Origin of the sequence: Paraburkholderia terricola, from assembly GCF_900142195.1 — a bacterium.
Taxonomy (GTDB): domain Bacteria; phylum Pseudomonadota; class Gammaproteobacteria; order Burkholderiales; family Burkholderiaceae; genus Paraburkholderia; species Paraburkholderia terricola.
In genome coordinates this window covers 40,562-65,413 of the sequence record NZ_FRAB01000022.1, presented here as the reverse complement: position 1 = coordinate 65,413, position 24,852 = coordinate 40,562, and the positions used below count along the sequence as shown (strand labels likewise).

The 24,852-nt window shown below is 64.2% G+C and carries 21 protein-coding genes and 1 tRNA gene; 15 read left to right on the top strand and 7 right to left on the bottom strand.

Annotated features, from left to right (window positions below; all coding sequences use genetic code 11):
• Window positions 1-193: 193 nt before the first annotated feature.
• Window positions 194-1,294, top strand: coding sequence for a LysR family transcriptional regulator (locus BUE39_RS19470; RefSeq protein ID WP_073430361.1), 1,101 nt, complete (start codon window positions 194-196; stop codon window positions 1,292-1,294).
• A 141-nt stretch (window positions 1,295-1,435) separates the two neighbouring features.
• Here BUE39_RS19470 and BUE39_RS19465 read toward each other — a convergent pair whose 3' ends face one another.
• From BUE39_RS19465 to dprA, 3 genes are all read right to left on the bottom strand, one after another.
• Window positions 1,436-4,099, bottom strand: a complete 2,664-nt coding sequence (locus tag BUE39_RS19465; protein ID WP_073430360.1) for a DNA topoisomerase III — start codon at window positions 4,097-4,099, stop codon at window positions 1,436-1,438.
• Window positions 4,100-4,346: 247 nt separating this feature from the next.
• Window positions 4,347-4,724, bottom strand: a complete 378-nt coding sequence (locus tag BUE39_RS19460; RefSeq protein ID WP_073430359.1) for a thioredoxin family protein — start codon at window positions 4,722-4,724, stop codon at window positions 4,347-4,349.
• Between the two features lie 68 nt (window positions 4,725-4,792).
• Window positions 4,793-6,193 (bottom strand): DNA-processing protein DprA, encoded by a 1,401-nt coding sequence (dprA, locus tag BUE39_RS19455; protein ID WP_073430391.1) that lies wholly within the window; start codon window positions 6,191-6,193, stop codon window positions 4,793-4,795.
• Window positions 6,194-6,435: 242 nt separating this feature from the next.
• Here dprA and def point away from each other — a divergent pair, with 242 nt between their 5' ends.
• From def to BUE39_RS19385, 14 genes are all read left to right on the top strand, one after another.
• On the top strand, window positions 6,436-6,939 hold the full coding sequence (gene def, locus BUE39_RS19450; protein WP_073430358.1) for a peptide deformylase: 504 nt from the start codon (window positions 6,436-6,438) through the stop codon (window positions 6,937-6,939).
• A 31-nt stretch (window positions 6,940-6,970) separates the two neighbouring features.
• Window positions 6,971-7,960: a methionyl-tRNA formyltransferase gene (gene fmt / locus BUE39_RS19445; RefSeq protein WP_073430357.1), complete on the top strand. Its 990-nt coding sequence runs from the start codon at window positions 6,971-6,973 to the stop codon at window positions 7,958-7,960.
• 112 nt (window positions 7,961-8,072) lie between these two features.
• Entirely contained in the window at window positions 8,073-8,714 is a 642-nt protein-coding gene (locus BUE39_RS19440) for a LysE family translocator (protein WP_073430356.1), read from the top strand.
• A gap of 101 nt (window positions 8,715-8,815) precedes the next feature.
• Window positions 8,816-9,673, top strand: coding sequence for a zinc metalloprotease HtpX (gene htpX / locus BUE39_RS19435; RefSeq protein WP_073430355.1), 858 nt, complete (start codon window positions 8,816-8,818; stop codon window positions 9,671-9,673).
• A 310-nt stretch (window positions 9,674-9,983) separates the two neighbouring features.
• The gene (gene rsmB, locus BUE39_RS19430; RefSeq protein WP_073430354.1) at window positions 9,984-11,423 is read left to right on the top strand and encodes a 16S rRNA (cytosine(967)-C(5))-methyltransferase RsmB; all 1,440 of its coding nucleotides are present in this window, start codon (window positions 9,984-9,986) and stop codon (window positions 11,421-11,423) included.
• Window positions 11,420-12,019: a DUF4390 domain-containing protein gene (locus BUE39_RS19425; protein ID WP_073430353.1), complete on the top strand. Its 600-nt coding sequence runs from the start codon at window positions 11,420-11,422 to the stop codon at window positions 12,017-12,019. The genes rsmB and BUE39_RS19425 overlap by 4 nt, the downstream gene beginning before the upstream one ends.
• On the top strand, window positions 12,009-14,423 hold the full coding sequence (locus BUE39_RS19420) for a sensor histidine kinase (protein ID WP_073430352.1): 2,415 nt from the start codon (window positions 12,009-12,011) through the stop codon (window positions 14,421-14,423). The genes BUE39_RS19425 and BUE39_RS19420 overlap by 11 nt, the downstream gene beginning before the upstream one ends.
• Window positions 14,424-15,113 (top strand): response regulator transcription factor EsaR, encoded by a 690-nt coding sequence (gene esaR / locus BUE39_RS19415; RefSeq protein ID WP_073430351.1) that lies wholly within the window; start codon window positions 14,424-14,426, stop codon window positions 15,111-15,113. It begins immediately after the preceding gene.
• A gap of 97 nt (window positions 15,114-15,210) precedes the next feature.
• A tRNA-Phe gene (locus BUE39_RS19410) sits at window positions 15,211-15,286 on the top strand.
• A 429-nt stretch (window positions 15,287-15,715) separates the two neighbouring features.
• Window positions 15,716-16,447, top strand: coding sequence for a 7-cyano-7-deazaguanine synthase QueC (queC, locus tag BUE39_RS19405; protein ID WP_073430350.1), 732 nt, complete (start codon window positions 15,716-15,718; stop codon window positions 16,445-16,447).
• Window positions 16,448-16,585: 138 nt separating this feature from the next.
• Window positions 16,586-17,218 carry a 7-carboxy-7-deazaguanine synthase gene (gene queE, locus BUE39_RS19400; RefSeq protein ID WP_073430349.1) on the top strand — a complete coding sequence of 211 codons (633 nt, stop codon included), beginning with the start codon at window positions 16,586-16,588 and terminating at the stop codon, window positions 17,216-17,218.
• A gap of 9 nt (window positions 17,219-17,227) precedes the next feature.
• Entirely contained in the window at window positions 17,228-17,671 is a 444-nt protein-coding gene (queD, locus tag BUE39_RS19395) for a 6-carboxytetrahydropterin synthase QueD (RefSeq protein WP_090518804.1), read from the top strand.
• A gap of 211 nt (window positions 17,672-17,882) precedes the next feature.
• Window positions 17,883-18,665 (top strand): HpcH/HpaI aldolase family protein, encoded by a 783-nt coding sequence (locus BUE39_RS19390; protein WP_073430347.1) that lies wholly within the window; start codon window positions 17,883-17,885, stop codon window positions 18,663-18,665.
• A 50-nt stretch (window positions 18,666-18,715) separates the two neighbouring features.
• Entirely contained in the window at window positions 18,716-19,363 is a 648-nt protein-coding gene (locus tag BUE39_RS19385) for a tetratricopeptide repeat protein (protein WP_235004901.1), read from the top strand.
• Window positions 19,364-19,496: 133 nt separating this feature from the next.
• On the opposite strand, the gene rodA is transcribed toward BUE39_RS19385, so the two are convergent.
• From rodA to mreC, 4 genes are all read right to left on the bottom strand, one after another.
• Window positions 19,497-20,645, bottom strand: a complete 1,149-nt coding sequence (gene rodA, locus BUE39_RS19380) for a rod shape-determining protein RodA (RefSeq protein WP_073430345.1) — start codon at window positions 20,643-20,645, stop codon at window positions 19,497-19,499.
• Between the two features lie 10 nt (window positions 20,646-20,655).
• Window positions 20,656-23,004 carry a penicillin-binding protein 2 gene (gene mrdA / locus BUE39_RS19375; protein ID WP_073430344.1) on the bottom strand — a complete coding sequence of 783 codons (2,349 nt, stop codon included), beginning with the start codon at window positions 23,002-23,004 and terminating at the stop codon, window positions 20,656-20,658.
• 146 nt (window positions 23,005-23,150) lie between these two features.
• Entirely contained in the window at window positions 23,151-23,663 is a 513-nt protein-coding gene (gene mreD / locus BUE39_RS19370; protein WP_073430343.1) for a rod shape-determining protein MreD, read from the bottom strand.
• A complete protein-coding gene (mreC, locus tag BUE39_RS19365; RefSeq protein ID WP_073430342.1) occupies window positions 23,660-24,772 on the bottom strand; it encodes a rod shape-determining protein MreC in 1,113 nt (370 codons plus the stop codon). Before mreC ends, mreD begins: the two co-directional genes overlap by 4 nt.
• Between the last annotated feature and the right edge of the window lie 80 nt (window positions 24,773-24,852).

Genomic DNA, 24,852 nt, shown 5'->3' with positions numbered 1-24,852 from the left:
CACATTGTTTCCTGATCCGGAACAATCGGCGCCCATGCCCTACGTTGGGGAATACAGTGGCACGAAAACCGACAAAATTTCCGCTTTCGCGGGCAACTTCTGCACGATTTCGGGAGTCGTAGGAGAATTCCAGGTTCCGCTTCACTGGTTTTCACTAATTGTCAGGAAGCAGCAATACGGCAGGAGTCGTTATATGGATCATTTGCAGTCGATGCGAGTTTTCGTCAAAGTGGCGGATCTCGGCAGTTTCGCCCGCGCTGCGAGCGCGATGGATATTTCCAACGCAGTTGCCACCCGTCACGTTGCCGATCTCGAAGGGCGTCTGGGTACGCGGTTGCTCAATCGAACCACCCGCAGTTTGTCTCTGACCGAATCCGGCCAGGTTTATCTCGAGCGTGCGCGCCAGATCCTCGACGAACTGGAAGACGTCGAGCAGATGGTGGTCGCGCGAAATCACGAGCCGGTCGGCACGTTGCGAATCGTCGCACCGGTCGTGTTCGGCCTGCATAACCTCGCGCCCGTGCTGCAGACGTACGCCGAGCGCTATCCGAAAGTCATTCCCGATGTCACGCTGGTCGACCGCCAGGTCGATCTGGTCGAAGAAGGCTTCGACGTGGGCGTGGTGATCGCACGGCAGATGCGCAGCGCAAGCATCGTCACGCGGCGTCTGACCACCGGCTGCATGACCGTGTGCGCCACGCCGGCCTATCTGGAGAAGCACGGCACGCCGACGCGTCCCGAGCATCTGCTGGAGCATCCGTGCCTGAGCCTGCCGTCCGAGTACTGGGGCGACGAGCGGGTGTTTACCGGCCCGGAAGGCGAAGTACGGGTGCGGCCGTCGAACGTGATCGTGGCCAACAACACGGAAATGTTGCGGCAATTTGCGTTGCTTGGCATGGGCATCGCAATCCTGCCGAGCTATCTGATCGGCCGCGATATGACACGCGGCAGGCTCGTGCGTCTGCTCGGCGACTACCGTCTGCCGCAGGTGGAGATCAACATTGCGTATCCCAGCCGTCGTCACTTGCCGGCGAAGGTGCGTACGTTCATCGACCATCTGGTCGAGCATTTCAGCCAGACACCGAACAGCTTGCTCGGCGAACAGTGGATCAAGGACGGCCTTGGCCGGCCTGCCACGTCCGGGGCGCTCGATTCGGCGGACTCCATGCCGCCGGAAGCGTTCGACGGCGCTGAGCCGCTCTCACGCCTCCTGGATAGCGAGTTATCGCCGGTGCCAAGCACTTTGGCAAAGACCACGAATCGTCCGAGGACGACGGTTTTGTCGCGGCTGTAAGCGGTGGGGCGATGGGGACGGTAGCGCTTCCCGGCACGCAAAATGAAAAAGGCGCAGTCACGTGAAGTGACTGCGCCTTTTTTCGTGGGCACGCACGATGGCGGCCGGCAGTTCAAGATCTCCCGGCCACAGGTTTTTGAATCACGAGCCCGTCTTTCGAGCCACCGCTTTCTTCGCCGGTGCCTTCTTTGCAGCCGCGGTTTTGGTCGCGGATGCCTTTTTAGCCGCCGCTTTTTTGGCCGCGGGCGCGGTCTTCACCGCGACCTGCGCTTCTTCGTCATCCGACTCCGTCGCGGCGTCGGCAGCCGACTTTGCCGCTGCCGCCTTCGCAGCCGTTTTGGCGGACGGCTCTTTCTTCTCGAACTCAAAGCCGATCTTGCCGTCGTTCTGCTTGACGAGGAACGCCTTGAAGTTGCGGCCTGTGCGCGACGACTTGAAGTTCGTCAGCAGATCGGTGCGCCCCTCTTCGAGCAGCTTGGACATCTGCTCGCGGGCAATTTCCTGCTGCAGAATGACCTTGCCCGAGCGGAAGTCGCAAGTCTTCGGATTGGCGACCGAGTTCTCGCAGACATAGCTCATGCCATGCTCGAACACGTGCCCCTTGCATTTCGGGCATGCGCCGACCGGTTGTTGATCGGAGAAGTCCGGCGGTTCCCCATCTTCGCCGCCTGAATCCTGGCCGAAATCAAACTCCAGCTTGTAGTTCTTGATTTCGTCGTCGAGCGACAGCTTCAGGATTGCCGAGAAGGGCCGGCCCATCTTGCTGCGGAAACCAGAGAGTGGTCCGATCGTCTTGTTCTGCAACAACTCCTCGACTTCGGGAATCTCGAACTGACGTCCGCCCGGAATCTTCGAAATCGAGAACTCGCATTTCGAGCAGGCAAAGCGCCGGTAGTTTTCCTTCACCTGACCGCCGCAATTCGGACACGGTGTTTGCAACGTGGCGTAATCGCCGGGAATCGTGTCGGAATCGTATTCCTTCGCGCGCTTGACGATGGTTTGCGTCATGCGGGCAATTTCCTGCATGAACGCGTCGCGCGGCAGGTTGCCCCGCTCCATCTGCGAGAGCTTGTACTCCCATTCGCCGGTCAATTCCGGCGCGGTCAGTTCCTTCACGCCGAGGCCGCGCAATAGCGTCATCAGCTGGAAGGCCTTGGCGGTCGGAATCAGATCGCGGCCTTCGCGGATCAGATACTTTTCACCGAGCAGACCTTCGATGATGGCGGCGCGCGTGGCCGGCGTGCCGAGGCCTTTGGCCGCCATGGCTTCGCGCAGTTCGTCGTCCTCGACCAGCTTGCCCGCGCCTTCCATGGCCGACAGCAAGGTCGCTTCGTTGTAGCGTGCGGGCGGCTTCGTCACCAGTTGCTGGGCGGCGATCTTGTCGGTCTTGACCTTTTCGTCCTTCTGCACCGGCACGAGGTTCGCGTCTTCGCCGCTGATTTCACGACCGTAGATTTGCAGCCATCCCGGCTCCACCAGCACCTTGCCTTCCGTCTTGAAGTGATGGCCGACCACTTCCGTGATCCGCGTCGTCACCTTGAATTCGGCGGCCGGGAAGAACACCGAGAGGAAGCGCTTCACGACCAGGTCGTAGAGCTTCTGTTCCGGCTCGGACAGATTCTTCGGCGCTTGCAGCGTCGGGATGATTGCGAAGTGATCGCTGATCTTCGAGTTGTCGAAGATGCGCTTGTTCGGTTTCACCCAGCCCTTGTCGAGCACCTGCTTGGCGAACGGCAGATAGTTGTTGCTCTCCTTGAGCATGCCGAGCGTCTGCTTGACCGTATCCATATAGTCTTCCGGCAGCGCGCGAGCGTCGGTCCGGGGATAGGTCAGCACCTTGTGCTTTTCGTACAGCGCCTGGGCGAGACCCAACGTGTTCTTCGCCGAGAAGCCAAAGCGGCCGTTGGCCTCGCGCTGCAAGCTGGTCAAATCGAACAGCGCCGGCGACAGTTGCGTGGACGGCTTGGATTCTTCCGTTACCGTGCCGATCTGGCCGCGGCAGGCGGCGACGATGGTCTCGGCCGCGGGCAGCGCCCACAGACGCGAATCGCGTTTCTCCGGGTCGAACTCGTCGCGCTTGAATTTCGGATCGAACCAGCGGCCTTCGTAAAAGCCGGCCGCGCAGACGAAGTCCGCTTTCACTTCCCAATAGTCGCGCGGCACGAAGCGGCGAATTTTCTCTTCGCGCTCCACGACGATCGACAGCGTGGGCGTCTGCACCCGCCCGACCGTGGTCAGGAAGAAGCCGCCGCCCTTGCTGTTGAATGCGGTCATTGCGCGCGTGCCGTTGATGCCGACCAGCCAGTCCGCTTCCGAACGGCAGCGCGCCGCGTCGGCGAGCGGCTGCATTTCCTCGTCGCTACGCAGACGAGCGAAGCCGTCGCGGATCGCAGCCGGCGTCATGGATTGCAGCCACAGGCGTTGCACCGGCTGCTTGGCTTTCGCGTGCTGCGCGATCAGGCGGAAAATCAGCTCGCCCTCGCGCCCCGCGTCGCATGCGTTGATCAGGCGGTCGACATCCTTGCGCTTGAGCAGCTTGGTCAGCACCTTCAGGCGCGACTCGCTCTTGGCGATCGGATTGAGATCGAAATGCGGCGGAATGACAGGCAGATTGGCGAAACTCCACTTGCCGCGTTTGACTTCGTAGTCTTCGGGCGCGGCGATTTCCAGCAGATGGCCGACTGCCGAGGAAAGGACGTACTCGTCGCTTTCGTAGTATTCGTCATGCTTGGTAAAGCCGCCCAAAGCGCGCGCGATGTCGTTCGCGACGGAAGGCTTTTCGGCGATGATCAGTGCTTTGGACATGACTCGATGTGAGGTTGGTAGATCAGGGTTGATGGCCTTGAGTGCGCTTTCTCCAGCGCGACCCTCGTTTGCGACCTTTGCGACCCAATAACGACCGCTTTATAGCACACGCCGTGAAAGCGGCGTGTCAAGTGCATGAAAAGCGCGCCATCATAATTGCGCGCCTGGTAATCGGGCAAGCTGCGGCAAACGCGCGGTGCACCGCCCGCAACGTCCGTGCCGCAAGGCTGGACGGCCGGCGCTACGTTCAGGCCACCGCCAGCGCGGGTCGCAGTTTCGGCGCACCGCTGATGCCGGGCACGGCCGTCAGGTCGGACAACATCCGCTCCACGATTGCCGCTTGCGGCAATACGGTGCCGAAAAAACGTGTCGTGATCGAGTCTTCGATCAGGATGGTGGGGAAATTCTCGACATCCAGATCGTCGAAACGGTCCGCGTGGGTTTCGATGTCTATCCATGCGAAACAGATATCCGGGTGCCGATCGGCCAGCTTGTCGAAGGCGTCCCGATACTCGCGACAGGTTCCGCACCACTCCGCGCACAGACACGCAACGAACAGCGTGTCCGGGTCGTTGACGCGCTCGGCGATCCGGTCTTGGTCGGTGTCGAGGTTTAGCGCGGGCATGGTGGTTCCTTACGTACTTTTGTCAGGTGCTTTGGCGCGAATGTAGCATGGCCGATTCCGGATCGTGGTCAACCTTGTGCACCGCGGGGGCGGCCTGGGCTCGCCCGCATGAAGCGGCCGCCGGGTAGCGCGGTCACCTGGCCGGCAAGTTCGAGTTGCAGCAAGGTGGTTTGTAAAGCCGCGTCCTCCATCTCGGTGCGGGTGGCAAGAATTTCAAGCGTGGCGGGCGCGTGGCCGAGCGCCGCGAGCAGTCGCTCGGCTTCCTTGCTGAACGTGGGCGAGGGCGGACTGCATGCTTGTGTCGAGGCGGCGTTCGCCCGAGGCGGCGCGCTTGTTTGCGGCCCTGCAAAGTCGGACGAAGTAGCGCCTGGTGGCGTCTGTGCGGACGCCGCCACTTTTGCCGCTTGCGCCCCGGCTGGCTCGGCCGCCGACTCCTTCGCGTCTGTGGAATTCGTCCGCGCCGCTGCGGCGTCCGGCACCACGGCTGTCGTGGCACTCACCTTCCGCGGATGCCGCGAATCGGCTCCGTCCCACCGAACCGTTCGCGTGCCGGCAGCCTTATCTCCCGCCAGCCTGGCGAAGCCGAGTTCCTCGAGTACCTCGTCGGGTGTCTCAACCAGCTTCGCGCCTTGCTTGATGATCCGATGACAGCCACGCGAAAGCGGCGCGTGGATCGAGCCGGGCAGCGCGAAGATATCGCGGCCCATTTCGTTGGCGAGCCGCGCCGTGATCAGCGATCCGGAGCGCATCGCGGCCTCGACGATCACGACACCGCTCACGAGCCCAGCGATCAGGCGATTGCGCTGCGGGAAGTTGGCGGCGCGCGCCGGCGTGCCAAGCGGCCATTCGGACAGGATCGCGCCCTGCACCGCGATCTGCCGCGCGAGCGCATGATGCGCCGCCGGGTACACCAGGTCCGCGCCGGTGCCGATCACCGCGACCGTGCCGCCGATACCTTCCAGCCCGCCGCGATGCGCCGCGCCGTCGATGCCGAGCGCCAGCCCCGACACGATCGTCACGCCGGCGGCCGACAGCTCCCGCGCGAAACGCTCCGCGTCCTCGACGCCTTGCGGCGTGGCGCTGCGGCTGCCCACCAGAGCGACCGCGCGCGTGTGCAGCAGATCCAGCCGGCCCTTTATATATAGCAGTGGAGGCGGATCAGGCATGGTTAGGAGCGCGGGCGGGTACGCCGGGTCGTCGAGCGTGACGACCTGGTTGCCGGGCAGCGCGCGCCACGCGAGAACCGCGTCGAGCTGGGCGTCGAGATCAGGGCCCGCGGGAGCCAGCGCGGCGCGCGCGGCGGTTTCGCCGGCGATCGCGGCAAGCGTCGCGTGCGATTGATGGAAGATTGCTTCCGGCAGCCCGAAAGCGCCGAGCAGTAAGCGCAGCGCGGCCGGTTTGAGCCCTGGTGCGAGCGAGAGCCGCAGCCACGCGGCGAGTTCGATATCGGTTGCGGGCAAGGTGTGCATTGCGAGTGAATCCTCTTGCAGGGCCAGCGGGCAGGCGGGCGCCATGCTAAAATTTTCATCATCCGAAATAACTGCAGCGCCGCGCCCACCCGCGCGGGCTCGTCGTTGGCGCACGAGGCGCGTTGAATCGAACCGGTTCGACACCATCTATCCTGTGCGCAATGCGATGCGCCCACACCCTGGCCGAACGGCTAACGCGAGCCTTCCACCGGTCAGCGGCGCCCAAAATCACATTCAAGATCATGGCTTTACTGAACATCATCAATTACCCGGACAAACGGCTGCACAAGATTGCGAAACCGGTCGAGGCGGTCAACGACCGCATCCGCCGCCTCGTCGCGGACATGGCTGAAACGATGTACGCCGCACCCGGCGTGGGCCTCGCCGCGACCCAGGTGGACGTGCACGAGCGCGTGATCGTGATCGACGTGTCGGAGACGCATGACCAGCTGCTCGCTTTCATCAACCCGGAAATCATCTGGTCGAGTGACGAAAAGAAGCTGTCCGAAGAGGGCTGCCTGTCGGTGCCGGGGATCTATGACAACGTCGAGCGCGCCGAGAAAGTGCGTGTGCACGCGTTGAACGAGAAGGGCGAGATCTTCGAGATGGATTGCGAAGGGCTGCTCGCGGTGTGCATTCAGCACGAGATGGATCACTTGATGGGCCGCGTGTTCGTCGAATATCTGTCGCCGCTGAAGCAAACGCGCATCAAGAGCAAGATGAAGAAACTCGCCCACGCAATGTAATGCGCGTCCACCTCGCCTACTGCTCCCGTTCATGAGTCATTCGTTGCGCGTCATTTTTGCCGGTACGCCGGAGTTTGCGGCGGCCGCGCTGGCCGCGATTCACAGCGGCGGTTTTCCCGTGCCGCTCGTATTGACCCGAGCCGACCAGCCTGCCGGACGCGGAATGAAAATGCAGGCGAGCCCGGTCAAGCGCTACGCGCAGGAGCACGGGATCGCTGTCGCTCAACCGCCCTCGCTGCGCCGCGCAGGCAAATATCCGGCCGAAGCCGCAGCCGCGATCGATCAGCTACGCGCCACGCCGCACGACGTCATGGTGGTGGCCGCCTACGGTCTCATCCTGCCGCAGGAAGTGCTGGAGATTCCGCCGTTTGGCTGCATCAACATTCACGCATCGTTGCTGCCGCGCTGGCGCGGCGCGGCGCCGATCCACCGCGCGATCGAAGCAGGTGACGCGGAAACCGGCATCACGCTGATGCAGATGGACGCGGGCCTCGACACCGGCGCAATGATCTCGGAAACGCGCACGCCGATCTCCGACGACGACACCACCGCCACGCTGCACGACCGTCTCGCGCAAGACGGCGCGAAGCTGATCGTCGAGGCGCTGATCGAACTGGAGCGCAACGGCAAGCTGGCGGCAACGCCGCAACCGGCGGACGGTGTGACGTACGCGGAAAAGATCGCCAAGCACGAAGCAGCGCTGGACTGGCGCCGTCCGGCCGCAGCGCTCGCGCGCCAGGTGCGTGCGTTCGATCCGTTTCCCGGCGGCGTGGGCACGCTGGAAGACGGCACGTCGATCAAGGTCTGGTCGGCTGCCCCGGTGGACGCGCCTGGCAACAGCGCCGCAGCCGGCACGATCATGGCGGTATCCGCCGAAGGCGTGGTGGTGGCCTGTGGCGAAGGCGCGCTGCGTCTCACGCAACTTCAGAAACCCGGCGGCAAGCGTCTGCCGGTGCGTGAATTCCTGGCGGGCGCGACGCTGGCCGCTGGGCAGCGTTTCCAACTTCCCGAAGCAAAATAACAGACTCGCGCGGGTCTTGAACATCGTCCGTTCGGCCGAGGCTCGCGGCCGCCGCCGCGAGCCGCTGCGCGTTAGAATCACTTAAGCAACGGTCCAGGTTTCGAGGATTTCCATGTTCGGCATCACCCATTTTGAGTTCTTCGTCGTCGCGGTCTTTTTGCTAAACGTGACGCCCGGTCCCGATACGGCTTACATAGTCGGGCGCAGCGTTGCTCAGGGCCGCGGCGCGGGTCTGATGTCGGTGCTCGGCATCTCGGCCGGCTCCTGCGTTCATTCGCTCGCCTGCGCGTTCGGCTTGACCGCGCTGCTGGCGGCGTCGGCTACAGCGTTCACGATCATCAAGTTCGTCGGCGCCATCTATCTGATCTATCTCGGCGTGCGCCTGATTTTCGCCAAACCGGCCACGGATCAAGCGGGTGGTGAAGCGCGCGGGGCCGGTGCCCCCAAGTCGCTGCGCCAGCTTTTCCTGCAAGGCTTCTGGACCAATGTGCTGAATCCTAAGGTCGTGCTGTTTTTCGTGTCGTTCTTCCCGCAATTCGTGACCACCGGCGGCGATCATAAGACGCTGGCGTTTCTCACGCTCGGCGGCGTGTTCGTCGTCATGAGCATGATGTGGAACAGCTTCGTCGCATGGATCGCGGGTAGTGTGACGCAACGTTTTTCCGGCAAGCCGTCGGTGAAGAAGTGGCTGGATCGCGGCGTCGGCGGTGCATTCGTCGGCTTGGGCATCAAACTCGCCACCGCATCAAGATGATTGAATTTTCCTCACGCGCCCATATCTAACATTTCGCTTACAATCAGGCGCCGCGATCATGCGGCGCAGAGATGAACCGCGTTAGGCAAGGAGTTGCAGACATGTTCAATTGGGTCAAAACCGCGATGTTGATGGCCGCGATCACGGCCCTTTTCATCGTGATCGGCGGGATGATCGGCGGGTCGCGCGGCATGATGATCGCGCTCGTGATCGCCCTCGGCATGAATTTCTTTTCGTACTGGTTCTCGGACAAAATGGTCCTGCGCATGTACAACGCGCAGGAAGTCGACGAAACCAGCGCGCCGCAGTTCTATCGCATGGTGCGCGAACTCTCCACGCGCGCGAATCTGCCGATGCCGCGCGTCTATCTGATCAACGAAGACGCGCCGAATGCATTCGCCACGGGCCGCAATCCGGAGCACGCCGCGGTTGCCGCGACCACGGGTATTTTGCGCGTATTGTCGGAGCGCGAAATGCGCGGTGTGATGGCGCACGAACTGGCGCACGTGAAGCACCGCGACATTCTCATCTCGACCATTTCGGCGACCATGGCCGGCGCGATTTCCGCGCTGGCGAACTTCGCGATGTTCTTCGGTGGCCGCGACGAAAACGGCCGTCCCACGAACCCGATCGCGGGCATCGCCGTCGCGCTGCTGGCGCCGATCGCGGGTGCGCTGATCCAGATGGCGATTTCGCGCGCGCGGGAATTCGAAGCGGACCGTGGCGGCGCGCAGATTTCCGGCGACCCGCAGGCGCTTGCCTCGGCGCTCGACAAGATCCACCGCTACGCGAGCGGCATTCCGTTTCCCACGGCCGAGCAGCATCCCGCTACCGCGCAGATGATGATCATGAATCCGCTATCGGGGGGCAGCATCGCGAATCTGTTCTCCACGCACCCGGCCACCGAGGAACGCATCGCGCGTCTGATGGAAATGGCACGCACGGGGCGCTTCGAATAACGAGCGACGAGCGCTGCGTGCAGTCAACGTGGTGCGATGAAGGGCGAGCCCGCGGGCTCGCCTTTTTTTCGGGCAGTAAAAATCGCGCGAGCGGCAACGGCGTCCCGCGTGCGCGCGAAGTCGCGCAGAGCCTGGCATCGCGAAACCCGCACGATCTACGCGGCGTATGCGCTAAGTACGGGCTCGACCGTCTCCTTCACGCACCCCTCGGCTCCGCCAAGCCCCCGTCGCACAAGCCCCGTTGCCGCGCCACGCTACAATGTCCGCTGTTTGCGTCGCGCGCACCGCGCTACCCGCCCTTGCCTTTTTCATGACCCAAAAATCTTCTTCGCGTTCTGCTTCGCCGTCGGCGCGTCCGCGCGAATCCCGTTTGTCGATGCTGCATCTCGCGCCCGAATCGCTCGCCTTCGCGCTCGACAGCGCGGGCCAGGCCGTCGGCGCCGTGCGTCTCGGCGCGGCTTTGCCCGCCGCGCTGCAATCCGTATTCGTGAACGCGCCTGAGGGTAGCGCCGCCGCCGCACGCGGCGCGGTGCAGGACATTGCGTACCGCACCATGCGGCGTCTCGCAACCGCCGAATGGCTGATCGCGAAGCTGGTGAAGAAAGCGCCGCCGCCGCACGTCGGGCACGTGCTCGCGTGCGCGCTGGCCTTGCTCGTCGACGACGAAGCGAGCGCCGCCTACACCCCGTTCACCGTGGTCGACCAGGCGGTGAGCGCGATCGGCGCGCGTCGCGAATTCGCGTTCGCCAAGGGCCTCGTCAACGCGGTGCTGCGCAATTTCTTGCGCGAGCGTGAGGCGCTGCTGAACGCCGCGCAAGCCGACGAAGTCGCGCGCTGGAACTATCCGGCGTGGTGGATCGAGGCAGTGAAACGCGCATGGCCCGACGCCTGGCAAACGGTGCTCGCGGCCGGCAATACTCAAGGCCCGCTCACCCTGCGTGTGAACGCCCGCCGCTCGACGGTGGACGCCTACCTGCAAGTGCTCGCGGACCATCACATTCCGGCGAGCAAAGCCGGCGACCACGCCGTCAAGCTGGCCGCGCCAATGCCGGTTGACCGCATTCCCGGCTTCGAGGACGGTGTAGTCTCAGTGCAGGACGCCGGTGCGCAACTCGCCGCTCAACTGCTTGGCGTGCGCGACGGCATGCGCGTGCTCGACGCGTGCGCCGCGCCCGGCGGCAAGACCGGGCATCTGCTCGAACTCGCCAACCTTCAACTCGTGGCGCTCGAAAGCGACGTCTCGCGCGCGCGCCGCATCGGCGAAAACCTGCAGCGGCTCAAGCTCGAGGCGGAAGTGCGGATCGGCGACGCGGGCGCGCCGGCAAAATGGCACGACGACATCGACCAGCCGTTCGATCGCATCCTGGCCGATGTGCCGTGTTCGGCGTCGGGCATCGTGCGGCGTCATCCGGATATCCGCTGGCTGCGCCGCGAATCCGATATTCCCGCACTGGTCGCCGAACAGCGCCGCATTCTCGGCGCGCTTTGGCCGCTCGTGAAGCCAGGCGGCGAGTTGCTCTACGTTACGTGTTCGATCTTTCCAGAAGAAGGCGAATTGCAGGCGCAGTGGTTTGGAAACAAGTATCAGGATGCGGTACGATTGGACGCGCCGGGGCAACTTTTACCTACAGTCGCTCGCGCGCCCGCCGATACATCGGCCGGTTCCGATGCCGGACAACTCGCTGAAGCGAGCGACGGCGCGAACTCAGACCACGACGGATTCTTCTACGCGCGCTTTCAGAAACGGTGACCATCAAACGCTTCCTTCCGCTTCGGCTCGCCGCCGTGCTCTGGATCGCGCTGGCCGTATGGCTGGCCGCACCGGGCGTGGCGCACGCCGACTCGATCGCGGTGCAGCGTGCGTCGCTGCAAGCTGACAACTCCGGCTGGAGCCTCGACGCGCGTTTCGACTTCGACTTGAACAGCAATCTCGAAGACGCCGTCAATAAAGGCATTCCGCTTTACTTCACGACCGACTTCGAACTAAGCCGGCCGCGCTGGTACTGGTTCGACGAGCAACCGGTGAGCGTGTCGCAGAGCATCCGCCTGTCGTTCCAGCCGCTGACGCGCGAATACCGCGTGTCGAGCGTGTCGTCCGGCGGTTTGCAGCTCGGCTTCACCACCCTCAAGGACGCGCTCGCGGTGATCAAGCACATTCCGTCGTGGCATGTGATCGAGCGCAATCAGGTGAACGTCGGCGAGACTTACACCGCGTCGGTGCGCATGCAACTCGACATCGCGCTGATGCCCAAGCCGTTCCAGATCGACGCGGTGAACAACCGCGACTGGAACCTCGCGTCCGAATGGAAGCGCTTTACCTTCACGGTGACCGAACGTGCTAAATAGAGTGCGCCGAGCCACCAGTGTCAGCAGCGTCGTCGTGCGCGTGCTGGTGTCCACGGTCGCGGTGACCGCCGTGCTGCTGCTCGTGCTGCTGGCCGCGGCGAGCGCGAATACCGAATTCTTCGACCGCTATTACCAGTGGCTCTATGCCGCGAACCTCGTGGTCGCGATGATCTTTCTGCTGGTGGTGGCGACGCTCGTCATCATCATCATCGTGCGGCTGCGAAAGGGGAAGTTCGGCACGCGGCTGCTGGCGAAACTCGCGTTCTTCATGGCGCTGGTCGGCGTGGTGCCGGGCGGCATCATCTACGTCGTCTCGTATCAGTTCGTGTCGCGCAGTATCGAGTCGTGGTTCGACGTGAACGTTGAAACCGCCCTGACCTCGGGCCTGAATCTCGGCCGCGGCATGCTCGACGCATCGCTGTCCGATCTGCAAACCAAGGGCCGCTTGATGTCCGAACAGCTGGCGAGCGCGGACGCGGCCGGCACCACGCTCACGCTCCTGCGCTTGCGTGATCAGTTCGGCGTGCAGGACGCGACGATCGTCGAACCCACGCGCAGCATGTCGGGCGCGACGCCGGATATGCATGTGGTCGCGCAAGCCTCCAGCAATTACGCGACGCTCGTGCCGAACGATCTGCCCACGCCGCTGATGATCGACCAGGCGCGCGGCCGCGGTTATGCGGCGATCGAAGGCGAAGTCGACGGCGATCCGCGCGCGCATGGCAGCAAGGGTGCGTTGCGGCTGCGCATCGTGCAGCGCATTCCCGATTCGAACGCGGCGCTGCTGCAGCCCACTGAACGCTTCCTGCAACTCACGCAGCCGGTGCCGCCATCGCTCGCACGCAACGCCGACGCGGTGCAGCGCGCGTATCGCGAGTATCAGGAGAAGGCGCTGGGGCGCACCGGCTTGCGCAAGATGTATATCGGCACGCTCACGCTCGCGCTGTTTCTCGCCACCTTCATCGCGATGATGCTGGCGCTCGCGCTCGGCAATCAGCTCGCGCGGCCGTTGTTCCTGCTTGCGCAGGGCACGAAGGAAATTACCGAAGGCGACTACACGCCGAAGCGCGAAATCAAGTCGCGCGACGAATTGGGCTTCCTCACGCAATCGTTCAACGCGATGACGCGGCAGTTGTCCGAGGCGCGCGCGGCGGTCGAAAACAACCGCATCGCGCTCGAACATTCGAAGGCGTATCTGGAAAGCATTCTCGCGAACCTGACCGCGGGCGTGTTCGTGTTCGACCGGCAATTCCGTCTCACCACCGCGAACCGCGGCGCCGAGCGGATTTTCCGCCAGCCGTTCCAAACGGTGATGGGTTCCGCGCTCGAGCAGATCGGCGTGTTGAGCGAATTCGGCGGCATGGTGCGCAAGGCCTTTGCCGATCGCGAAGCGGCGAGCGGCGACGGTCACGACGACCGCGGCCACTGGCAGCAGCAATTCTCGGTACAGGTGCCGGGCGAGACGGAGCCGCTCACGTTGCTCGTGCGCGGCGCGCGCCTCGTCTCCGCCACCGACCGCGACGCGGAAGACATGCAAACGTCCGGCTACGTGGTCGTGTTCGACGACATTTCCGACGTGATCTCCGCGCAGCGTTCGATCGCGTGGGGCGAAGTCGCGCGCCGCCTCGCGCACGAGATCAAGAATCCGCTCACGCCGATCCAGCTTTCCGCGGAGCGTCTGCAAATGAAGCTCGCCGACAAGCTGTCGCCGACGGACGCCGACGTGTTGAAGCGCGGCGCGACCACGATCGTCAACCAGGTCGCGGCAATGAAGCAGATGGTCGACAATTTCCGCGACTATGCGCGCACGCCCCCGGCCGTGCTCGCGCATCTGCAACTGAACGAACTGGTCAGCGAGGTGCTGACGCTGTACGGTATCGAGGAAGGCAAAAGCGCGATTCAGGTCGAACTCGCGGCGTTGCCGGCGATCCGGGGCGATGCGACGCAATTGCGTCAGGTGATTCACAACCTGCTGCAGAATGCGCAGGATGCGGTAGCCGACGTCGAACAGCCGCATGTGCTGCTCGAAACGAGGACAGTAGAATACGGAGACCCCGACGCGGAAGGCAAAGTACGTGTCGCGGTGCGTCTGACGGTGTCGGATAACGGACCCGGTTTCCCCACGCGTATCCTCACCCGTGCATTCGAGCCTTACGTCACGACCAAGGCCAAAGGTACGGGTCTGGGTCTTGCGATGGTCAAGAAGATCGTCGACGAACATGGCGCGCGCATCGACGTTCGCAACCGGATGAAAGCGGGCGATGTGGTCGAGGGCGCGCAGATTTCGATTCTCTTCCTTCAACTGGCAGACGATGCCGCGGCGCCCGAAACAGGGTCGCGGCCGGCGCACGGCGGTGCGTCGCAGGGAACGACAAAAGCAACAGTGCAGACAAGGGCAGCGTAAATGGCAACCATCCTGGTGGTAGATGATGAAATGGGCATCCGGGAATTGCTCTCGGAGATCCTGAGCGACGAGGGGCATGTCGTGGAGGCTGCGGAAAACGCGCAGGAAGCGCGCGAGTTCCGCTTGCGCCAGGCGCCGGATCTGGTGCTGCTCGACATCTGGATGCCCGACACCGACGGCGTGACGTTGCTCAAGGAGTGGGCCGCGCAGGGGCAACTGACCATGCCGGTGATCATGATGTCCGGTCACGCAACCATCGATACCGCGGTGGAAGCGACCAAGATCGGCGCGCTCAATTTTCTCGAGAAGCCGATCGCGTTGCAAAAGCTGCTGAAGGCCGTCGAGCAGGGCCTCGCGCGTGGCAATGCGGCGAGTGCGCCCGGCGGCGCGGCGGCGAAGCCGATGTTGCCGGTCAGCGCCTCGGCCGTGGCTTCGGCGGCCGCGTTGCCGATGCTGTCCGCGGACGGTATCGGCAGCGGCGCGTTGGCTGCGCAAACGGCCTCGATTTCGTTCGATATCCCGTTGCGCGACGCGCGCGACGCCTTCGAGCGCGCGTACTTCGAATATCACCTCGCACGTGAGAACGGCAGCATGACGCGCGTCGCCGAAAAAACCGGTCTGGAGCGCACGCACCTGTACCGCAAGCTCAAGCAGCTCGGCGTCGATCTCGGCAAGAACAAAGGGGAATAAGTAGCCCTTGCGGCCGGCGCGAGGGCCGCTCGGGGCAGATTTTTCGAGAAGGGACTTGCCCGCCTGCTGACCCTTTGATATCATTTCGTTCTTCGTTGGCCCGGTAGCTCAGTTGGTAGAGCAGCGGATTGAAAATCCGCGTGTCGATGGTTCGATTCCGTCCCAGGCCACCAGGATTCAGCCCCAGGAAATCGCAAGATTCCTGGGGCTTTTCCTTTTCTGACGGGCTTTCGTTGCTTCGGCCTGTACGCGCGGTGTGCCGAGACGGGCGCGGCGGTATTCGGCGTCGCATGATAAAATCGCGTCAGTTCAAGGACTTGCATGCGAGTGGGTCGCCTGAGTGCCGCTGCGCCAGCCAAGTCCTTTGGCGTTTCTGGGCGGACCTTTTGCGCTGCAACCCGGCATGGGAGCGGCCAGGGCGACAATCGGCAACTGGCACCAAAGCTTTCGCCCGACGATCGGTATAACGCCCAGCGACTCTGCGCGCGGAAGGCGCGGCCTATACTGATTTGGGCCGGCAGCAATGCCGGCACGCGTCGCGTTGCTCGCATGGCGCACCTCGCGCAGCGCGACGCGGCGCTCATCATTCACGGAGTTTCACGGTGATCCGCAAAGACGCTAAACGTAGCGCTCTCGTGCTGTTTTCCGGCGGCCAGGATTCCGCCACGTGCCTCGCTTGGGCGCTCGAACGCTACGAAACGGTCGAGACGCTCGGCTTCGATTACGGTCAGCGGCATCGCGTCGAACTTGAATGCCGCGAAGGATTCCGTCAGGCCGTCGCGCGCGCATTTCCGGCGTGGGCGAAGCGCCTCGGCGACGATCATATGATCGACTTGTCGGTCTTGGGCTCGATCAGCGATACCGCCATGACGCGCGAAATCGCGATCGAAGCCACGGCCAACGGTTTGCCGAATACGTTCGTGCCGGGCCGTAACCTGATGTTCATGACGATTGCCGCGGCCATCGCGTATCGGCGCGGTTTGCAAGTGCTGGTCGGCGGAATGTGCGAGACGGATTTTTCCGGCTATCCCGATTGCCGCGACGACACGATGAAGGCATTGCAGGTTGCGTTGAACCTCGGCATGGACTCGCGTTTCCTGCTCGAAACGCCGCTCATGTGGCTCGACAAGGCGGACACGTGGCGTCTCGCGCACGAGCTGGGCGGCGACGAGCTGGTCGAGTTGGTGCGCGTTGAAACGCATACATGCTACGTCGGCGAGCGCGCGGAATTGCATGCGTGGGGTTTCGGTTGCGGCGAATGCCCGGCGTGCCGCTTGCGCAAGCGCGGCTACGAAGCGTATCTGGCCGGCGAAAAGGTCACCGAGCCGGTGTGAGGCCGGGTCTGGTTTCAACGCCCACGCCGGCATACGCCGCGCGGCGAACTTGAATACGGGGCGCTGGGCAGCACCTACGCCTGGCCACGGCAGCATGCGAACAGGCAGCATCTTCAGGAACACGAGGCAAAAAGCAGCATGACTTACGCGGTCAAGGAAATCTTCTACACGTTGCAGGGCGAGGGCACGAACGCCGGGCGTCCGGCAGTGTTCTGCCGGTTCGCCGGCTGCAATCTGTGGTCGGGCCGCGAGGAAGATCGTGCGGATGCCGTGTGCCGCTTCTGCGATACCGATTTTGTCGGCACCGATGGCGAGAACGGCGGCAAATACCGTAGCGCCGAGGAACTCGTGCAAATGATCGCGTCCCTGTGGCCGCAAGGCGAGGGCGAGCGCTTCGTGGTGTGCACCGGCGGCGAGCCGATGCTGCAGATCGACCCGCCCTTCGTCGACGCGCTGCATGCGGCCGGCTTTGAAATCGCCATCGAAACCAACGGCTCGCTGCCGGTGCTCGAGACCATCGACTGGATTTGCGTGAGCCCGAAAGCCGGCGCGCCGCTCGTCGTCACCAAGGGCAACGAACTGAAGGTCGTGATTCCGCAGGACAACCAGCGCCTGTCCGACTATGCGAAGCTCGACTTCGAGTATTTCCTCGTCCAGCCCATGGACGGCCCGTCGCGCGACATCAACACCAAACTCGCGATCGACTGGTGCAAACGCCATCCGCAATGGCGCCTGTCGATGCAGACCCACAAGTATCTGAACATTCCCTGACTTGCCGTGCTGACGATTACACGAAAACTCGAATTCGATGCGGGTCACCGCATCCCCGATCACCGCAGCCAGTGCCGTAATCTGCACGGCCACCGCTATGTGCTCGAAATCACGCTGCAAGGCGATCTGGTCGACACCGAAGGCGCGCCCGACCGCGGCATGGTGATGGACTTCGCCGATGTGAAGTCGCTCGCCGTCGAGCATCTGGTCGACAAGTGGGACCATGCGTTCCTCGTCTACGAAGGCGATACGCAGGTGCGCGGCTTTCTGGAAACGATGGCCGGCCACAAGACGGTCGTGCTCGACCGCATCCCTACTGTCGAGAATCTTGCCGCCGTCGCGTTCGACATTCTCGCGAACGTCTACGACGCGCATTACGGCGTGAATCTGCGTCTGCACAAGCTGCGTCTGTACGAGACGCCGAATTGCTGGGCCGACGTGGTCCGCGATTAAGCGCCAAGGCCGATCGCGCACGCCGAACCCCCGCGTTATTGTCACGGTATGATCGCTCCGATAACCATACGGAGCGAGACATGCCGGTCACCGCATTGCGTCGCAGCAGGCAGCCGGGCCGCGAGAGTCCTGGCGTTCGCCTGCACTGCATCACCCGCATCCTGAGTCGCTTTCCGCACGACGTATCCCGTCGCCGTGACGGAGCGCGCCGATGAGCACTTTCACCAATCCCCTCAAGCAACGGTTGAAGGAAGCCGATCCGCTGTTCGGCCTGTGGCTGTCGCTCGGCAGCGACGCCGCGGCGGAGGCGCTCGCGCACGCGGGTTTCGACTGGTTGCTGATCGACATGGAACACGCGCCGAACGATAGCGGCGACGTTACTTCGCAATTGCGCGCGATCGCGGCGGCGCATCTGCCGAGCGAGCCGGTGGTGCGCGTGCCGGCCACCGAGGCGTGGCTCGTCAAGCGCGTTCTGGATGCCGGCGCGCGCACGCTGATGTTCCCGAATATCGCGTCGGCGGACGAAGCGGCGCATGCCGTGCGTCTCACGCAATATCCGAGCGCCGAGGCGCTCGACGGTCAGCGCGGCGTCGCCGGCATGGTGCGGGCGGGAGCCTACGGCATGCGGCGCGACTACGTGCAGACGGCGAATGCGCAGATCTCGACCATCGTGCAGATCGAGTCGGCGCGCAGCCTCGAAGAAGTGGAAAAGATCGCGGCGACCCCAGGCGTCGATTGCCTGTTCGCGGGACCGGCCGACCTGGCCGCGAGCCTCGGTCATCTCGGCGATTCGAAGCACGCCGACGTGCAGGCGGCGATGGCGCGCATCGTCAGCGCCGCCGACAAGGCCGGCATCGCGGCGGGCATTTTCGCCATGGACGCCGTGAGCGCGAGGCAGTATCGCGATGCCGGTTTTCGTTTTATCGCGCTGGCCGCCGACGTCTTGTGGATGTTGCGCGCGACTCGCCAGGCGTTGCAGGAGGTGAGGTCATGAAGGTGAAGGTGCAGGGCGTCGTCGCGCGCCTGGCGATTGCGGCGGTGTTGATGGCGAACGTGGCGGCGCATGCGCAGGACCGGGTCGCGAAGCCTTCCGATGCCGAGACGCAAACCGCGGTCGCGGACTACAACGCCGGCAATCTGACCGCGGCGCTTGCCGAATTCCGCAAGGCCGCCGAGCGCGGCAGCCGGCTCGCCGAGTTCAATTACGCGATGATGCTGCTCAACGGCGAAGGCACCCCGGCCAACGTCGATGAAGGCAAGAAATGGCTGCGCAAGGCCGCCGACGCCAACATGTCTCACGCGCAATACGTGTACGGCAAGATGTACGACGATGGCGAGTTCGTCGGGCGCGATCCGGTCGAGGCGCATCGCTGGTTCCTGAAGGCCGCGCAGCAAGGGCACGTGCAGGCGGAGCTTGCGCTTGCCAACCAGTTCCTCGACGGCCGCGGCACCGAGCGCGACAACAAGCAGGCATTCGTCTGGTACAAGAAAGCGGCAGAGGGCGGCGACATGACCGCGCAATACGTGACGGGCTCGTTCTACGAGCGCGGCGGCGACGGCGTGGACAAGAACCTGAACGTGGCGCGTGCCTATTACGCGGCCGCCGCGGCACAGGGCGATCCGGCGGCGCGGCTCAAGTACCAGGAGCTCAGCACGCAGTTGCGGGATCGGAAGGAAGTGAAACCGCAGTGAACGCTGCAGTGAACGAGGCCGTAAACGAAACAGGGCGCTCCTTGCGGTGCGCCCCTTCCGGTTCGTCGAATTCGTTGCGGCGCTTTGTTTGCGACAGCCCGCATCGGTTTGCGGTTGCCAGCGCGCTGGAGCGCTAGCTCTGCATCAACCGTTTCTGTCGCGCGACGTTCATGATCAGGCCGGCCGCGACCCCCAGCGTAGTGAGCGCGGTGCCGCCGTAACTCATGAACGGCAACGGCACGCCTACCACCGGCAAGATGCCGCTCACCATGCCGATGTTGACGAACGCGTAGGTGAAAAACGCCATCGTCAGCGATCCGGCCAGCAGACGTCCGAACAGCGTGGCTCCATTGGCCGCGATATAGAGTCCGCGCGCGATCAATAGCATGTACAGGACGAGTAATACGATCCCTCCCGCCAGCCCGAATTCTTCGGCGAACACGGCGAAGATGAAGTCGGTGTGCTTCTCGGGGATGAATTCCAGATGCGCCTGCGTGCCCTTCAGCCAGCCCTTGCCGAGCGGGCCGCCCGAGCCGATTGCAATCACCGCCTGGATCGTATGGAAGCCCTTGCCGAGCGGATCGGAGGTCGGATCGAGCAGCGTGCAGATGCGGTGCTTCTGATAGTCGTGCATGAGCGGCCACTGCACTTGCGGCTGGCAGATCTTGTCCTGAAACGCCGCGATGGAGCCGACCGCGATCACCCCGGCAAGCAGCACCGGCACGATCAGCTTGAAACTCAGACCCGCGAAGTAGATCACGAAGAACCCGGCCGCGAACACCAGCACGGCGGTGCCGAGGTCGGGCTGCTTGGCGATCAGTCCGACCGGCACCGCGAGAATCAGCAGACCGACCAGATAGTCATACCAGCGCATCACGCCTTCGCGGCGCTGGTAGTACCACGCGAGCATCAACGGTGTGGCGATCTTCAGCATCTCCGAAGGCTGAATCACCACGCCGACGTTGATCCAGCGCTTCGCACCCTTGCGCGTGAGGCCGAACAACGCCACCGCGACCAGTAACGCGATCCCGAACGTATAAAGCGGGACGGCGAAGCGCATCAGCATGGTGGGCGGCACATTGGCAAGCGCCCACATCAGTAGGAACGTCAGCATGATGTTGCGCAGTTGATCTTCCACGCGGCCGGGAACGTCCAGACTCGCGCTGTACAACGTGACGAGGCCGACGCACAACAGCAGGAACACGATCAGTGCGAGCGGACGGTCGAAGCCCGCGAACATCCGCTTGATGCGGTCGAGCCAGGCGCGCTTGTCGAATTGCATGCCTTTCTCCTTACTCGTCGATGCCGCCGGAAACCGGCTGGCGTGGCGACGTGGGCTGAGTGCCGTTATCCCGCGACGGTTCTGCGACGGGATTTCCTTCGGGGCGTGCGGCGGCGCTCGGCGCCGGCTCGCTACCCGGACCGGGTGGATGCGGAGCGCGGGGTTTGCGCGGCGTCTTTACGGCGGAGGACGCGGGCGTGGCTGCCGACGCCCCCGCACCCGTCGCAGCGGGCGCCGACGAGCCCACCGCCGCCGATGCCGCCGCCGATGCGGATGCCGCCGCCGCGGCAGAAGCCGCCGCTGCCGCAGAAGCCGCGCCCGGCATCGGCAACGCCGTGAAGCCCGCGGCGATCCTGACCGGCTGCGTCGCCGCATCCTGAGGTGCCGGTGCGCCGCCCACTTCGGGCGCGGAGGCATCCTGGGTCGCGGAAGCCGCAGTCGCGATAGCCGCTGCTTGCGCGCCGGGCTTGTTCTTGCCGACGAGGTAATAATCGAGCACACGTCGCGCGATCGGACCGGCGGATTCCGCGCCCCAGCCGCCGTTTTCCACGATCAGCGCGAGCGCGATCTTCGGCTGCTCGGCGGGCGCGAACGCAATGAAGAGCGCGTGATCGCGCAGGTGCTCGGCGGTCGTCGCATGGCCGCGGTAGTTCGCGCCCTGCAGCGAGTAAACCTGGGCCGTGCCGGTCTTGCCGGCCGCCAGATACGGCGCGCCGATGAACAGTTTCGACGCCGTGCCGTTGGTCACGACGCCTTCCATCGCGCGCTTGATGATGTCGATATCGGATTGCTTCACGGCGAGCTTGTCGGTCGGATCGCGCACGACCGCGCGCGTGTCCTTCGTGATCGGATTTTCGACGTCGCGCACGAGGTGCGGCTTCATCACGACGCCGTTGTTCGCAAGCGTGGCGGTGGCATGAGCGAGTTGCAGGATCGTGAACGAGTTGTAGCCTTGGCCGATGCCGAGGCTGATCGTTTCACCTTCGTACCAGCGTTGCTGCTCGGGCTTGCGATACGCCTTGCGTTTCCAGTCGGTCGAAGGAAGAATGCCGCGCGCCTCGCCCGAAATGTCGATGCCGGTGATCTGGCCGAAACCCCACGGCTTCATGAAGCCGGCGATCGCATTGACGCCGAGATCGTGCGCGAGCATGTAGAAATACGTGTCGTTCGACACCACGATCGCGCGGTTCATGTCGACCCAGCCCTGGCCCGAGCGCACGTCGTTGCGGAACGTGTGGCCGCCGAACGTGTACGAGCCCGGATCCTGGAAGCCCCAGCCCGGCGTGCGCTTGTGCAGCGTCAGCGCGGCGAGCGCCATGAACGGCTTGTAGGTCGAGCCCGGCGGATAGGTGCCGTGCAGCGGGCGGTTCAGAAGCGGGTGATCCGGCGAGTTGTTGAGCTCGTCCCAGGTTTGCTGATCGATGCCGTCGACGAACGAATTGGGATCGAAGCTCGGCGCCGACACGAAGGCGAGCACGTCGCCCGTGGCCGGCTCGATCGCGACCAGCGCGCCGCGGCGGCCCGCGAATGCCTGCTCGGCGACCTGCTGCAAGCCGATATCGAGCGACAGCACGAGGTTGTTGCCGGGCGTCGCCTGGGTGCGCGACAACGTCCGCACCGGGCGGCCGCCGGCGGTGACTTCGACTTCCTCGAAACCGGTCTGGCCGTGCAGCTCGGTCTCGTAGCTCTGCTCGACGCCGATCTTGCCGATGTAGTCGGTGCCCTTGTAGTTGTTCGCGTCCAGACGCGGATCGTAGTGGTCCGGGTCCTTGTCGTTCTGGTCGCTGGCGTCGTCGATGCGTTCCTGGTCGCGCTGCGAGATCCGGCCGATATAGCCGATCACGTGCGCCGCGGTCGGCCCGAGCGGATATTGGCGGAACAGGCGCGCGCGCACTTCCACGCCGGGGAAACGGAAGCGCTGCGCGGTGAAGCGCGCGACTTCGTCGTCGGTGAGGCGGGTGCGGATCGGCAGGCTCTCGAAGTTCTTCGAGTCTTCCTGCAGCTTCTTGAAGCGGCGCCGGTCGCGTGCGTCGATCGAGACGACCGTGGCCAGGCTGTCGATCACGTTTTCGAGCGAATCGTTCAGCTTCGACGGCGTGATTTCAAGCGTGTAGGCCGAGTAGTTCTTGGCCAGCACCACGCCGTTGCGGTCGGTGATGATGCCGCGGTTCGGCACGATCGGCGCGACCGAGATGCGGTTTTCGTCCGCTTGCAGCGAGTACTTGCTGTAGTGCCAGACCTGGAGGAACAGGAAACGGAAGCCGATCAGCCCGAAGCAGACGAACACGAACACGCCCGCCGCCGCCACGCGCACGCGGAACTTCGAGAGCTGTTGCTGAGTGTCCTTGAATTCGGTCATGCGATTCTGCAAAAAGGCCGGGTCGCGGCCATCATGAGTGTGCGCCTGATCCGGTCGGAACCGGGAGGCATGAACGGCGACGTGCGTCGAGCGGGCCGCGGGCGTGGGTTCGACTGGAACGGCCTGCGCGCTCGCTGCGTGATCGATCAAATCGGCCGGGTGTCGTCCGGGTCGGCCGGGCGGCGTTGGGGCATCAACAGCAGGATGCTTGCAATCGGCCACAGCGCGGCTTCCACGAAGCCGTCGATCAGATAACCCCAGCCCGGAAACGCCGCGCCCGTCAGCAGACGGATCACGAACGGCACCAGTTGCGCGACCACGAGAAGCGGCATGACCGCGAACGTCTGCACGCCGAGCGGCATCCACAGCACCCGGCGGTGGATCGTGATCGCGCCGTACGACAGCAGCGTGTACGCCAGCGCGTGCTCGCCGAGCAGGCTGGCGTTGTGCACGTCCATCAACAAGCCGAGGAAGAACGCGATGCCCATGCCGACTTTGCGCGGCTGGTGCACGTTCCAGAACAGCAGCACGAGGGCGACGAAGTCCGGCACGCCGACGAGGCGCCCCCACGGCATCAGGTTCAGCAGGAACGCCGCAGCGAGACTGAACGCGATGAAGTACGGATTGACCGGCTGCAGAATGTATTGCGGACGGTTCATGGTTGCGCCCCCGGCGCGGCTTGCGGCTTCACGTTCTTGTCAGCGGTCGGCTTCTTTTCGGCGGCGGATTTTTTCTCCGTGGCGGCGGGCGCGGCCGGTGTTTTCTCAGCAGGCCTGGCGGCGGCCGCGGGTTTTTCAGCCGGTTTCCCGGCTGGCTTGGCTGCGGACTTATCCGCCGCAGCCTTGCTGTCCGCACCCTTGCCGGCTTTCTTGGCCTTCGCGGCTTCTTTCGCCGCGGTGGCCGGATCGGGCTCTTCCGGCGGACGCGGCGGTATGTCGTTCACGTAATGCAGCACCAGCAGTTGACGCGCGCCGCGCACCGGTGCGACCGGCAGGCAGATCACGCGCGCAAAGGCGGTATCGGCCTGTTTGTCGACCCGCACCACCTTGGCGACCGGCAGCCCCGGCGGATAAATGCCGTCGAGTCCGCTGGTGACGAGTTCGTCGCCGGTTTGCACGTCGGCGCTGATCGGCACGAAACGCAGATCGAGCGTATCGCCCTTCGGCGTACCGTAAATCACGCTGCGCAAACCGGTGCGCACGATCTGCACGGGCACCGCCTGATCCTTGTCGGTGAGGAGCGTCACCTCCGCCTGCAAGGGGAACACACGCGTGACCTGGCCGACCACGCCGTCTTCATTGACGACCGGCGAGCCGTTCTGGATGCCTTGCTGCGCGCCACGGCCGATCACCACCTTCTGCGTGAACGGATCGCGTGTGTCGTACTGGATTTCAGCGGGCAGCGATTGCGTGGTGGCGCGCTGCGACAGTTGCAGCAGCGCGCGCAGATGGGCGTTCTCGGCGGCCAGTTCGGCGGCTGTATTGGCTTGCTGCGAGAGTTGCAGGTCTTTCGTGCGCAGCTTGTCGTTTTCGCTGCGCAGCGTGGCGCTGGTCACCGCGAGGTCGGCGGCGCCCATGAAGACGTCGCGCGGCACGAGGGCCGCGCGCTGCAACGGGTAGAGACCGGCACCGAGCACGCCGCGAACGATCTCGAGCGTTTTGAACCGTGCATCGGAGATCAGCAGGGCCAGCGCCAGCACGACGAAAAACACCAGCCGCGCGAGTGCGGATGGGCCTTGCTTGAACAGGGGCGGCGGACTGTATTCCATGGTCGGCGCCGGGGGCGTGAGCGGTTGGGTGAGACGGCGGCGCGCCGGGGACGCGCGTTCAGCACGCGGAGGCTGGAAGG